The organism is uncultured Pseudoalteromonas sp., from assembly GCF_963922945.1.
In the GTDB taxonomy this organism is placed as follows: domain Bacteria; phylum Pseudomonadota; class Gammaproteobacteria; order Enterobacterales; family Alteromonadaceae; genus Pseudoalteromonas.
This window is the reverse complement of sequence record NZ_CAWUKC010000041.1, coordinates 1-11792: the sequence shown is the minus strand read 5'-3', so window position 1 is coordinate 11792 and position 11792 is coordinate 1. Positions and strand designations below refer to the sequence as shown.

General features: G+C 41.5%; 14 protein-coding genes and 1 pseudogene. 6 read left to right on the top strand and 9 right to left on the bottom strand.

Annotated features, from left to right (window positions below; translation table 11 throughout):
- Window positions 1–2: 2 nt before the first annotated feature.
- From AABI99_RS10335 to AABI99_RS10325, 3 genes are all read right to left on the bottom strand, one after another.
- The gene (locus AABI99_RS10335; RefSeq protein WP_338365655.1) at window positions 3–1013 is read right to left on the bottom strand and encodes an ArsJ-associated glyceraldehyde-3-phosphate dehydrogenase; all 1011 of its coding nucleotides are present in this window, start codon (window positions 1011–1013) and stop codon (window positions 3–5) included.
- Between the two features lie 38 nt (window positions 1014–1051).
- The gene (locus tag AABI99_RS10330) at window positions 1052–1405 is read right to left on the bottom strand and encodes a metalloregulator ArsR/SmtB family transcription factor (protein WP_338365654.1); all 354 of its coding nucleotides are present in this window, start codon (window positions 1403–1405) and stop codon (window positions 1052–1054) included.
- A 176-nt stretch (window positions 1406–1581) separates the two neighbouring features.
- The gene (locus AABI99_RS10325; RefSeq protein ID WP_286248757.1) at window positions 1582–2010 is read right to left on the bottom strand and encodes an organic hydroperoxide resistance protein; all 429 of its coding nucleotides are present in this window, start codon (window positions 2008–2010) and stop codon (window positions 1582–1584) included.
- Window positions 2011–2145: 135 nt separating this feature from the next.
- Between AABI99_RS10325 and AABI99_RS10320 the strand changes: the two genes are divergently transcribed.
- On the top strand, window positions 2146–2604 hold the full coding sequence (locus AABI99_RS10320; RefSeq protein ID WP_338365653.1) for a MarR family transcriptional regulator: 459 nt from the start codon (window positions 2146–2148) through the stop codon (window positions 2602–2604).
- Here AABI99_RS10320 and AABI99_RS10315 read toward each other — a convergent pair.
- Window positions 2593–3492 carry a LysR family transcriptional regulator gene (locus AABI99_RS10315; protein ID WP_338365652.1) on the bottom strand — a complete coding sequence of 300 codons (900 nt, stop codon included), beginning with the start codon at window positions 3490–3492 and terminating at the stop codon, window positions 2593–2595. The two genes, AABI99_RS10320 and AABI99_RS10315, sit on opposite strands and share 12 nt — an antisense overlap.
- 114 nt (window positions 3493–3606) lie before the next feature.
- Here AABI99_RS10315 and AABI99_RS10310 point away from each other — a divergent pair, with 114 nt between their 5' ends.
- The 3 genes from AABI99_RS10310 (at window position 3607) to astB (ending at window position 7482) form a co-directional block, all read left to right on the top strand.
- Window positions 3607–4623, top strand: a complete 1017-nt coding sequence (locus tag AABI99_RS10310) for a zinc-binding alcohol dehydrogenase family protein (RefSeq protein WP_338365651.1) — start codon at window positions 3607–3609, stop codon at window positions 4621–4623.
- Entirely contained in the window at window positions 4620–5723 is a 1104-nt protein-coding gene (locus tag AABI99_RS10305) for an L-dopachrome tautomerase-related protein (protein ID WP_338365650.1), read from the top strand. Before AABI99_RS10310 ends, AABI99_RS10305 begins: the two co-directional genes overlap by 4 nt.
- A 412-nt stretch (window positions 5724–6135) precedes the next feature.
- Entirely contained in the window at window positions 6136–7482 is a 1347-nt protein-coding gene (gene astB / locus AABI99_RS10300) for an N-succinylarginine dihydrolase (RefSeq protein WP_338365649.1), read from the top strand.
- 87 nt (window positions 7483–7569) lie between these two features.
- Here the strand turns inward: astB and AABI99_RS10295 are convergent, their stop codons facing one another.
- On the bottom strand, window positions 7570–8424 hold the full coding sequence (locus AABI99_RS10295) for a mechanosensitive ion channel domain-containing protein (RefSeq protein WP_338365648.1): 855 nt from the start codon (window positions 8422–8424) through the stop codon (window positions 7570–7572).
- Window positions 8425–8706: 282 nt separating this feature from the next.
- On the opposite strand from AABI99_RS10295, the gene AABI99_RS10290 reads away from it, so the two are divergent.
- On the top strand, window positions 8707–9387 hold the full coding sequence (locus AABI99_RS10290) for an SDR family oxidoreductase (protein WP_338365647.1): 681 nt from the start codon (window positions 8707–8709) through the stop codon (window positions 9385–9387).
- A 112-nt stretch (window positions 9388–9499) separates the two neighbouring features.
- Here AABI99_RS10290 and AABI99_RS10285 read toward each other — a convergent pair whose 3' ends face one another.
- Window positions 9500–9763: a Txe/YoeB family addiction module toxin gene (locus AABI99_RS10285; RefSeq protein ID WP_338365646.1), complete on the bottom strand. Its 264-nt coding sequence runs from the start codon at window positions 9761–9763 to the stop codon at window positions 9500–9502.
- On the bottom strand, window positions 9756–10010 hold the full coding sequence (locus AABI99_RS10280; protein ID WP_055016076.1) for a type II toxin-antitoxin system prevent-host-death family antitoxin: 255 nt from the start codon (window positions 10008–10010) through the stop codon (window positions 9756–9758). Before AABI99_RS10280 ends, AABI99_RS10285 begins: the two co-directional genes overlap by 8 nt.
- Window positions 10011–10144: 134 nt before the next feature.
- On the opposite strand from AABI99_RS10280, the pseudogene AABI99_RS10275 reads away from it, so the two are divergent.
- Window positions 10145–10430, top strand: a pseudogene (locus AABI99_RS10275) (SDR family NAD(P)-dependent oxidoreductase); the annotation flags it as partial.
- A 123-nt stretch (window positions 10431–10553) separates the two neighbouring features.
- Here the strand turns inward: AABI99_RS10275 and AABI99_RS10270 are convergent.
- A complete protein-coding gene (locus AABI99_RS10270) occupies window positions 10554–10934 on the bottom strand; it encodes a VOC family protein (protein WP_338365644.1) in 381 nt (126 codons plus the stop codon).
- 232 nt (window positions 10935–11166) lie between these two features.
- A complete protein-coding gene (locus AABI99_RS10265) occupies window positions 11167–11697 on the bottom strand; it encodes a GNAT family N-acetyltransferase (protein ID WP_338365643.1) in 531 nt (176 codons plus the stop codon).
- Between the last annotated feature and the right edge of the window lie 95 nt (window positions 11698–11792).

The window sequence follows — 11792 nt, the reverse complement described above, 5'->3', positions numbered from 1 at the left end:
GGTTAAACTAAGTCGCTTTTAGCAACTTTAAGCATTAGCTCGGCAGTACGATTAGCGTAACCCCATTCGTTATCGTACCAAGCGTATAATTTAAGCTGGGTATTATTTATAACCATGGTAGATAGCGCATCAATAATGCTACTGCGTGGGTCGGTTTTGTAATCAATCGATACAAGCGGTTTTTCTTCGTAACCTAATACACCTGCAAGCTCGTTTTTAGACGCCTGAGCAAACCATTCATTCACCTCAGTTGCAGTTACACCACGCTCAAGCTCAAATACACAGTCGGTAATTGATGCATTAGTTAATGGTACGCGCACGGCATGGCCATTTAACTTTCCTTTTAGCTCAGGGAATATATGCGTAATAGCTGTTGCACTACCCGTTGTGGTAGGTATTAAACTTGTCCCGCACGAACGAGCACGACGTAAGTCTTTATGTGGCGCATCAATAATAGTTTGGGTATTTGTAATATCGTGAATAGTGGTCATTGAGCCGTGCTTAATGCCTACTTTTTCTTGCAGTACTTTTACAATAGGCGCTAAACAGTTAGTTGTACACGAAGCAGCAGTCACAATTTTGTGCTCATCTGGGTTATATAAATCATCGTTAACACCCATAACCACATTTAAAATACCGTCTTCTTTTACCGGAGCGGTTACCACAACGCGCTTAACACCTTGTGCTAAGTATTGATTTAACAGCTCAGTGGTTTTCATTTTACCGCTGGCTTCTATTACTACATCGCAATCAGACCAATCGGTATCGCTAATAGTTTTGTTATTGGTAACGGCAATAGTGTGTTTGCCCACACTAAAGCTATTTTCGTTTGCTGTAACACTTTGGGCTAAGCGCCCGTGCACTGAGTCAAACTCTAATAAGTGGGCATGTGTTTTGGCATCACCTGCAACATCATTTACTTTAATAAATTCTACTTCTGGCCACTCTAATGCCGCGCGCAATGTTAAACGTCCCATACGGCCAAAGCCGTTAATACCTACTTTAATTGTCATAATAAATACCTTTAGTAAAGTTATATCAATTTGCTTAATTAGCAGCAGCTTGCTGCACGCTCTGGGCGATTACCCATTGCATTGAGTCTATTTAAATCGTCGTTATAAAACGCAGAGTTTTCGTTTTTGGTTTGTGTTATTACGCTAATAGCCCACTGTGGCAGGGCTTTATTAATGCTGTAGTACACCCATTGATTTTGCTTTCGGTCGCTCAATAGGCCACATTGCCTAAGCTGTGCTAAATGGCGCGACACTTTAGGTTGGCTAAGTTCAAGCGCAGCAACAAGCTCACACACACATAGCTCTTGCTCATGGCTAATTAATAACATGGCTTTTAAGCGCGTATCGTCGGCTAAGCATTTGTAAAATTGAAGTGGGTTGAATTGTTCCATAGCGTCCTCGTTTAGTTAGTGTGCATACAATAAAACAAAATAATAATATATGGAATAGCGAATATACGATTTTTCGTATATTTGCTTGTAAACGTGAAAACTTTTCTAAATTGCAGCGCACAAAAAAGCCCAGTGGCAAAACCACTGGGCTGTTACAATACTAATTGTTCAGTTAATTAAATAACCGAAAGCTCTACTTCAATGTTACCGCGTGTCGCGTTTGAGTATGGGCATACTTGGTGTGCTTTATTTACCAGCTCTTGCGCTGCTGTTTTATCCATATCACCGAGTGATACAGCTAGTTTTACAGCAATACCAAAACCGCCTTCAATCGCCCCAATAGAAACTTCAGAGTTAATATGTGTATCACTCGGTAGGGCAATTTTTTCGCTACCGGCTACAAATTTTAGTGCGCCAATAAAGCACGCTGCATACCCTGCTGCAAATAATTGCTCTGGGTTTGTGCCTTGTCCGTCGTCGCCACCTAGCCCTTTTGGGGTTGATAGTTTTACATCTAAACGGCCATCGTCAGATTTAGCTACACCTTCACGGCCACCGGTTGCAGTTGCTTTTGCTGTGTAGGCAACATTTTGTAATACATTCATAGTGAACTCCAAAGTTTATCAATTAATTTAGTTTGCATGCAAAATAATAAGGCAGGTAATTAGAGATTGCAAATACTTTGCACGCAAATTAAAATATTTTTTGAGTTTAAGGTATTAACGCACTAGGAGTTGGGTATGTCGTTCGAGCAATTAAAATTAAAAAATCAGCTGTGTCATAGGCTATATATGGCATCAAATAGCATTGCACGCGCTTACCGTGAGCCTTTAGCTGCACTAAACTTAACGTACCCGCAGTATGTGGTAATGATGGCGCTGTGGGAGCAAGACAAAATAACCATCGCACAGCTAATAGATAAAACCGCTATTGATGGCGGCGCTATGACCCAAATACTCAAAAAAATGACCGAAAAGTCTTTGCTGGCTGTTATTAAAGATGAGCACGATAAGCGTAAGCGCCTTATTCAACTTACCCAAAGTGGACAAGCCCTTAAAAACGACGCCGCTGATATTCCAAAAAATATATTATGTAAGTTTGAAAGCGTAGACCCCACACAAGCCAAGCAACTTATGCAGCTGCTCGATTTAGTGGTAGGCGATTTAGCAACTAAAAGTGACGACGAGTTAGCCAACTAACGCGGTTATTTTTTGCTGAATAAACGCCCTAAACGCGGTGATCACTGGGGTCATTTGGCGCCTATCAGCGTACATCATATAAAGCGGTAGCGGATCGCTTTGCCACTGAGGGCATAAATGAACGAGCTGCCCGCTTGCTAAATCATCAATTACATCTAGGTACGATTTGTACGCTATACCCTTGCCTTCTAGCGCCCAGCGCCTCACCATCTCGCCATCGTTAACTATGTGCTGGCAATTTAGCTGCACCTTTTGTACTGCGCCATTTTTATAAAAACGCCACTCTTTAAACACTTCGCCAAAACGCATAAACGTAATGGTGGTGTGCTTCGTTAAGTTAAGTGGGTGTGTAAGCAAGCCATTTTTTGCCATATACTCAGGAGCAGCGACTAAAATACGCGTATTATTTAAAAAAAGTGGCGCTGCAATTAGCTGCGAATCTTTGGGTACACCAAAGCGCAGCGCAATATCAATCGACTGGCTGTAAATGTCGCTTACTTCGTCACTTAAGTGCAGCTTTAGTTTTACATGCGGGTACTTTTTTAAAAACTCATTAAGCCATTCACTGAGTTTATTACGCCCTAAGTCACACGGAGCCGATACCTGTAGCGTACCGGTTACCTCGCCTACTGCAGTGTGTACGGCAGCTACTCCTTGTTGAATAAGCGAAAGGGAATCTTTGGCATAACTTAAAAACTGCTCCCCAGCCACACTTAAGCGTAAGCTGCGGGTAGAGCGAATAAACAGCACATTACCTAAGTCATTTTCTAAGCGTTTTATAGCCGCACTAACCGCCGCTGGCGTTTGTTCGTTTTGCCGTGCCGCTTCAGAAATACTGGCGCAACTGGCAACATCTATAAAAGTTTGAATATCGTTATATGATCGCATATTTTCAATTAAAATTTGAAAGTGCTTTAGTTTTTCATGTCTTTTTCTATTTTTCAACTGAGCTATAGTGCTTATTAAATTAAAAGTACTTAGTTAAAATCATCAGGAACGCATATGAAAGCATTTGGCTATACCAAAAACTCTAAAACACTTACAGCAAGCTCTATACAAGCTATTGAGCTTGATACCCCAACCGCGAGCGGGCACGACCTACTTATTGAAGTAAATGCTATTTCAATAAACCCAGTAGATACAAAAATACGTGCTAATGTAGCGCCAGAACATGGCTACAAAGTACTCGGTTGGGACGGCGTAGGCATTGTAAAAGCCGTTGGCGAGTCGGTATCGTTATTTAATGTCGGGGATCGCGTATTTTATGCCGGCGATTTATCGCGCCAAGGCAGTAATGCGCAATATCAATTAGTTGATGAGCGCATTGTAGGGCATGCGCCTAAAACATTAACCGACGCACAAGCCGCCGCATTGCCGCTAACCAGTATTACCGCCTACGAAATGCTGTTTGACCGCCTGCAAGTGCCTAAAAATAAGCAAAATATTCAGCAATCTATGTTAGTTATCGGCGCCGCAGGTGGCGTTGGCTCTATTTTGGTACAGCTTGCCAAGCAACTTACTGGGCTAAACGTGGTTGGTACTGCGTCACGCGAGCAAAGCGTAACTTGGCTTAAAGAGTTAGGAGCCGATCACGTGCTCGATCATTCTAAAAACTTAAACGAGCAGCGCAAAGAGCTCGGTTTAGCTGAGTTTGATTACGTAATTAGCTTAACCCATACTGACCAATACCAAGACCAAATAGTAGAGTGTATTAAACCCCAAGGTAAATTTGCATTAATAGACGACCCTACATCGTTCGATATTTTAAAATTTAAACGTAAATGTATATCGGTGCATTGGGAGTTTATGTTTACCCGCTCGCTATATACTACTGCCGATATAACTGCGCAGCACACCTTACTTAATGAAATTAGTGAGCTGATAGACTCAGGTACACTTAAAACCACGCTTGGGCAAAATTTAGGCACAATAAACGCCGCTAATTTATATAAAGCGCACCAAATTTTAGAATCGCATACCTCTCGGGGTAAACTTGTTTTAGAAGGGTTTGAAGCATGAACCAGATAAAAAAAATACTTTTAGTTGCAGCATGCAGCACCGCATTTTTAACCAGCAGTGTGTTTGCTAATACCGCTAATCAAAGTGCTGATTTAAAAACAGTCGCCACATTCGACGCGCAACACCCACCGGGTAATATTGCTATTACGCCATCGGGCCGTAAGTTTTTATCGGTACATGGCTTTTACGGCCAAAAACAAAAAGTTATGGAGCTATTAAGCGATGGCACCACCAAGCCTTACCCTAATGAAGAATGGGCATACGCGTATAAAAACGGCAAAGGCTTTTACGATGTACTTGGCATAAATGTATCTGCCGATGGCGTGTTATGGATGCTTGATACATCAGGCCCTGATCATGCTGGGCGTTTAGTTGGTTGGGATACCAATAAAGAGCAGCTGCATAAAATAATTTACTTAGCTAAGCCCACCATTACCGACACCTCGTTTTTAAACGATTTAGTCATCGATAATAAACACGGCGTTGTATACATTGCCGACACCGCACAAGGCAGCCAAGCCGCTATTATTACCGTAAATTTAAAAACAGGTGAGGCGCGCAGAGTCTTACAAAATAGCCCATACACCACAGCCGAAAACATAGACATGGTCATTGAAGGGCGCACCATGAAACTAGGCGGCCAACCAGCACGTTTAGGCGTAAACCCAATCACACTCGACCCAAATGAACAGTGGCTTTACTTTGGCTCCATGTCTGGCACATCGGTTTATCGTGTTGCCACAAGCGATATTAATAATAAAAGCCTGAGCGCAAGCGCCCTTGAAAGTAAAGTAACACGTTACGGCACTAAACCAATTTCCGACGGTATTATTGCTGATGGCGGCGGCAATGTGTATGTAACCGACATTACCAACGGCGCAATTGGCGTAGTAAAACCAAGCGGTAAATACCAAATATTATTTAAAGACGAGCGCTTAAGCTGGCCCGATGGCTTTAGCTATGGCGCCGATCATAAAATATATTTTACCGTCGATGAATTACACCGCTCGCCAGTATTAAATAGTGGCAAAAATGCCAGCCAAGGCAAATTTAGTGTGCTGTCGTTCGACCCACTAGTAAAAGGTAAAGTAGGGCGCTAATTACAGCGTTTAAACCATGGGCCACGCACCTGCTGCGTGGCTTTTTGGTGCAACTTTTAAGCCCTTGGGCCCCAAAGTGGTGCTAAGCGTTTAAAAGTTATTTTTAGGTTTTTAATAAATAGCTGATTTGTATTCATAAAATATTCAATTAACAGTTGGCATAATTCTTCCACAGTACCAATGTGTTCAGTAAAACTTTTAAGGAAAATACCATGGCTAACCTATACCACACCCTTTACCTACTATGGCGTTTAGACATTAGCGTATGGCAGGTAAACGACCCGAGCAATACCCATACTACGTGCGATAAAGAGCGAGTTTACAGCCGATAAACTTCGTATTGATAGGCTTTGCAAGCACAGCCAATGCGTTGTATTGTTAAGTAACTAAAAACAATATAATTGGAACGTGTATGCACGCTTTAGAAGTAAATTTTGATGGCTTAGTTGGCCCTACTCACAACTATGCGGGTTTATCGTATGGTAACGTTGCCTCGTTAAATAATGCGGCAAGTTTTTCAAACCCGCAAGAAGCTGTGTTACAGGGCCTTGAAAAAATGAAAGCCATGCACGACAAAGGCTTAACACAAGGTGTGTTCGCGCCCCACGCACGCCCCGATTTAAACGTACTACGTCGCTTAGGGTTTACCGGCAACGACTCGCAAGTTATTCATAAAGCATTTAAAGCCGACCCTATTTTATTGCGCGCGTGCTATTCGGCCTCTGCAATGTGGACCGCCAATGCCGCTACTGTGTCACCTTCGCCAGACACCCTCGATGGCAAAGTGCATTTTACCTCGGCTAATTTAAACAATAAGTTTCACCGCTCGCTAGAGCCTGCTACCACTACCCGCTTACTAAAAGCCATGTTTAATAACGATAGCTATTTTGCACACCATACGCATTTACCTGATCAGGGCTTTTTTGGCGACGAAGGCGCGGCTAACCATACCCGCCTTTGCGATAGCCACGGCGAGCAAGGCCTAGAAATGTTTGTATTTGGCGCAAGTGCCTTTAACAGCCAGTTACCTAAACCGGCTAAGTTTCCTGCAAGGCAAACACTTGAAGCCTCAGAAGCCATTTGTCGATTACATAACTTAAAAGAATCGAGCCAAATTTTACTGCAGCAAAATCCACATGTTATAGACCAAGGCGTGTTTCATAACGATGTAATTGCAGTAGGTAACGAAAACGTACTACTTTGCCACCAGCAAGCATTTTTAAACCAACAAGATGCCTTGCAAGAAATTCGCGATGCCTACACCGGCAGCAAACAGCTATACATAATTGAAGTACCTACCGATAAAGTAAGTATTAGCGATGCAGTAAGCAGTTACTTATTTAATAGCCAATTAGTAAGCCTAGATGATGGCTCAATGCTATTAGTAGCGCCACAAGAGTGCCAACGTAATAGCGCAGTAAACGCCTATATTGAAGAAATGATTTTAGCCGATAACCCTGTAAACCAAGTGCAGTTTTTTGATCTGCGCCAAAGCATGCAAAATGGCGGCGGCCCTGCCTGCTTACGTTTACGCGTGGCCCTTAACGAGCAAGAACTAGCTGCAGTAAATCCAGCGGTTATTTTAACTGATACTAAATACACCCAGCTTTGTGACTGGGCAAAACGCAACTACCGCGATAGATTAGGCGCAAGCGATTTTGCCGACTCAGCCTTATTAACCGAAAGCTACCAAGCATTGGATGAACTAACCCAACTGCTTAATTTAGGCTCAGTGTACGACTTCCAATTAGAAGGTTAATACTCGTCAGCAAAAAGCTGATACAAAAATAGCGAGCCAAGGCTCGCTATTTTTATTTGTGATTGTGCTAATAGAATTTAAGCGTTTTTATTTACCGCTATTTACCGTTACTGCCGACGCCATTGACTCAGATATATGCAGCGTTCGCTGCGGTAACGGAATGCTCAGCCCCGCACCTTCTATGGCTTCTTTAACGCGCTTATTTAAATCCCACACAGTTTGCCAGTAATCGCCATTTACAGCCCAAGCACGTAATTGAATATTTACTGCGCTTTCGCCTATTGAGGTAACCATTACTTTAGGCGCTGGCTCTGCAAGTAGTCGGCTTTCTGATTCGGCGAGTTCTTTAAGTACATTTAAGCCTACATCAATAGAGTCGGCGTACGAAATCCCCACCACTATATCCATGCGCCTTTTACCATTACGGGTAAAGTTTTTAATGTTGCCGCCCCACACTTTACCGTTAGGGGATGCGATATAAAGGCCATCGGTTGTTTTAAAAATGGTCGTAAATAGGTTTATTTCTTTTACTGTGCCTAGCGTGCCGCTTGCATCTACAAAATCGCCTATTTTAAATGGCCTAAGTATGAGTAGCATAATGCCTGCCGCTATATTACTTAAGGTATTTTTAAGCGCCAAACCTATGGCTAAACCCGCAGCGCCCATTAGCGCTATTAAGCTTGCCGTATTAACGCCAAAAATATCTAAAATAAACAGGCCAGCAATTATGTAAACTAAATACCCGGCAATGCTCGATAACAGCGGCAGAAGTGTTTCGTCTACTTTTTTTAATGGCGACTTAGAGTTTTTAATCGCTTTTTTTACCGAACGCGCAATAAGTGCACTCGCGACTAAAATAGCCAAGGCTAACACCACTTTGTAACCCAAAGTGATGATGGTTTCTGAATGGCTTTGCCAAAACACAATAAGTTTATCTTTCATACATATTCCAAAAAATGGCTGACACTCAGCACAATTTAAAAATGAGCTAAGCTAAATGCGCTAAACCCATAATTTAGCCTTAATGGCTAAAAAACCGCGCGAGTATATAACCATAAATCAGTTATACCTATTGTTTTTGTATTAAATTAAAGCACTAAATAAGAGCTATGTTTCTCTGATGTTCTTATTCAATTTAGGTTAATCGCACACTGTTAGTGTTAGTACAAAAGTTACTGTAAATACTTTTCTCATTTTGAATATGTAAACATAGGAGAAATAATCATGGCGAAAGAAAAAGTAATCCTTATTACAGGTGCCTCAAGTGGCATTGGTGAAGCAACGGCCAAAACACTGGTTAACAACGGTCACAAAGTCATTCTTACCGCCAGAAGTGAAGATAAATTAGCTGAACTAGTTGAGTCATTAGGTGAAGATAACGCACTGAGTGTACCGGCGGATGCCACTGACTTTACCGAACTTGAAAACGTAGTAACAAAAGGGCTTAAAAAATTTGGCCGACTAGATGCCGCATTTGCCAACGCAGGTATGGGCGTTTCAACCGCAGGCACCGAAAAAGGCGACCCCGATGAATGGGCAACCATGATAGACATAAACATTAAAGCCCTGTTGTGGACGGCAAAAGCAACCTTGCCCCATTTACGCCAAAACAAAGGGCACTTTATATTAACCAGCTCAGCCGCTGGCCGTAAGCCAATTAAAGGCTCTATTTACGGTGCAACTAAATGGTTTGCTTACGGGTTTGGGCAAAACTTAGCTGAAGAAATGAGCGAGTGGAATGGCCGCTGTACCACCATAGCCCCTGGCATGGTAAACACCCCATTTTTTGATGAAGCTAAACCCGACAAACTCGACCCACAAGATGTGGCCGACGCCGTACTATTTGCAATAGAAGCAAACCAGCGCAACAACGTGCGCGAGATATATTTAATGCCAACTAATTAACATTGATTGGTTTGAGCTGTCAGGTTTAATGTCAATGGTGTTAAACCTGACGGTTGTTTTTGATAAATACTGGCTGGATAGAATGAAGAATTTAAGATGATATCTTGTTTATTTAGTAATGGTAACGGCACGAGATAACTGTAATTACTGTTTCATCCACGGCATATACCAAACGATTTGTATCATCTATTCTGCGAGACCAGAAGCCTGATAGATTTTCTTTAAGGGGTTCCGGTTTTCCAATCCCATCAAATGGAGAGCGCTTAACATCGACAATTAGCTTATTTATACGTTTCAAGGTTTTCTTATCTTGAGTATGCCAGTAGACATAACTATTCCAAGCTTCATCAGTCCATGATAATAACCTGTTACTCATCAATAAGTTCTCGTGGGGTTGTTTTGCCCGCTTTATACTGCGCAATTGAACGGTTTAAATGTTCAGCGTTCGCTGGAGAGCGAAGTAAATGAACAGTTTCCATAAGGCTGTTGTAGTAATCTAATGACATTACAACCGCATCTTCAGTGTCACGACGAGTGATTACAGTTGTATCTGCATCATTAATTACATTATCCAGAACGGTTTTTAGACTATTTCGGGCTTCGGTAAAAGAGACGATTCTCATTTTGCACCTCACTTGTACATTATATAAGACAAGTTTAGCTGTAAAACTATTACATGTACAGGGTACTGTGCATTACTTTGTTGCGGTAGTAAATTACTTAATAAAGCGCACAGACATGCGGGCTAAAACAAAGGCACTCTATATTAATTAGCCCAGCTGCTGGCCTTAAGCCTATTAAAGGCTCTATTTACGGTGCAACTAAATGGTTTGTTACGGGTTTGGGCAAAACTTAGCTGAGGAAATGAATGAGTGTAATGGCCGCTGTACCACCATAGACCTGGCATGGTAAACACTCCATTTTTTGATGAAGCAAAACCCGACAAACTCGACCCACAAGATGTGGCCGACGCCGAACTATTTGCCATTGAAGCAAAGCAGCGCAACAACGTGCGCGAGATTTATTTAATGCCGACTAATTAACGTTGTTTGGGTTAAGTTTGAGCTGTCAGGTTTAATGCTAATGCGTTAAACCTGATGGTTATTTGTATTTTGAGGTTAGATTTTAATAGCGTAAGGTTGAACACTACATAATTAAAGGTCTGATTAGCTGCGTACTTCTACACGCCAAGGTGGATTAATCCTATTAACACCCGCCCAATATAGCTTAATTTTATGACCTGACGGATCATGCAGTACGGCCTCTCGCCATAAATAACTCTGGTCTGTAGGTTCTTGTATAAATACAAAACCTTTAACTTTTAAAGCCTCAACCAGTTCATCTAATTGTTCATGTTCAAAATATATTACCGTGCCACAATCAAACTCACCTCGATCTAAAGACAATGAGAAAGTTGAATCCCCATCTGGGCATTCAAAGCGAGCATAATGTGGGGTATCTACAATTTGAGTAAAACCTAAGTCGCGATAAAATTTAGTCGAAATTTCCATATCTGTAACTGGTAATGTAATTTGATTTAAGTTCATTGAACTCCCCTGTAAAAATTAAAGGTGGCAAGTATGCCAGTTGTTTAGGCACTGCCATGTAATATTTTGCTTTTTATACAAACAAAAGCCTGAAGCTTAGCCTATCAAAGTGAACACTATAAGTGGTTAATAGTTTAATGGGTTTTATTATGGAACACTCACTACAGTCTGCTCTCCATTGGGATATGACGGCTGCCTACCTGACACCATGAGCGCTGCGATAGTAAAGCGTCTAATCCAATGAGTTACTAAAGCAACGCCACTGTTTTATGGTTAAGGTATACTGTTTAACTGCCTTTTTGTGATATTGGCCCAGCTCAAACACACCAAACCCAAGCTTCTCGATAACACTAATTGATCCCGTATTTTCAGGCTCCACAATCGCAATTATTTCTGGAATACTTAAGTTTGTAAAAGCATATTCTAGAACTGCACAAACAGCTTCAGTGGCATAGACTTTATTCCAATGCTCTCTGCCAAGCCTATATCCTAAATTAACGACTAGCTTATCATTATATGTTTCTTTATTTAGGCCTGAAAAACCAAGCAACTTGTTATTATTTTTATCAATTATTGCCCAAGGCCCGAAGTCATATTCTTCATAGCTTTTTTGACACCATTGGACAAAATTTGATGTTGCGATTTCATCCATAACGCCATTTAAAGAATACAACATAACCTCAGGATCAGATAAAATTAGCGATAAAGGTTTAATATCTTTACTAGTTAATGGACGCAGCAAAAGCCTTTTAGTTTCTAGCAAATTTACTCAACTCCTTTTAATTAAGATGACACCCACTTTATTTAATCTGGCGGCTCACTTAATGCAAAACTTAGGATGGGTGTCTATTTAATTTT

Bases quoted from the DNA above. Each gene is read 5' to 3' on its own strand.
- AABI99_RS10335 (WP_338365655.1), bottom strand. From the start codon at position 1,013: ATGACAATTAAAGTAGGTATTAACGGCTTTGGCCGTATGGGACGTTTA.
- AABI99_RS10330 (WP_338365654.1), bottom strand. From the start codon at position 1,405: ATGGAACAATTCAACCCACTTCAATTTTACAAATGCTTAGCCGACGAT.
- AABI99_RS10325 (WP_286248757.1), bottom strand. From the start codon at position 2,010: ATGAATGTATTACAAAATGTTGCCTACACAGCAAAAGCAACTGCAACC.
- AABI99_RS10320 (WP_338365653.1), top strand. From the start codon at position 2,146: ATGTCGTTCGAGCAATTAAAATTAAAAAATCAGCTGTGTCATAGGCTA.
- AABI99_RS10315 (WP_338365652.1), bottom strand. From the start codon at position 3,492: ATGCGATCATATAACGATATTCAAACTTTTATAGATGTTGCCAGTTGC.
- AABI99_RS10310 (WP_338365651.1), top strand. From the start codon at position 3,607: ATGAAAGCATTTGGCTATACCAAAAACTCTAAAACACTTACAGCAAGC.
- AABI99_RS10305 (WP_338365650.1), top strand. From the start codon at position 4,620: ATGAACCAGATAAAAAAAATACTTTTAGTTGCAGCATGCAGCACCGCA.
- astB (WP_338365649.1), top strand. From the start codon at position 6,136: ATGCACGCTTTAGAAGTAAATTTTGATGGCTTAGTTGGCCCTACTCAC.
- AABI99_RS10295 (WP_338365648.1), bottom strand. From the start codon at position 8,424: ATGAAAGATAAACTTATTGTGTTTTGGCAAAGCCATTCAGAAACCATC.
- AABI99_RS10290 (WP_338365647.1), top strand. From the start codon at position 8,707: ATGGCGAAAGAAAAAGTAATCCTTATTACAGGTGCCTCAAGTGGCATT.
- AABI99_RS10285 (WP_338365646.1), bottom strand. From the start codon at position 9,763: ATGAGTAACAGGTTATTATCATGGACTGATGAAGCTTGGAATAGTTAT.
- AABI99_RS10280 (WP_055016076.1), bottom strand. From the start codon at position 10,010: ATGAGAATCGTCTCTTTTACCGAAGCCCGAAATAGTCTAAAAACCGTT.
- AABI99_RS10270 (WP_338365644.1), bottom strand. From the start codon at position 10,934: ATGAACTTAAATCAAATTACATTACCAGTTACAGATATGGAAATTTCG.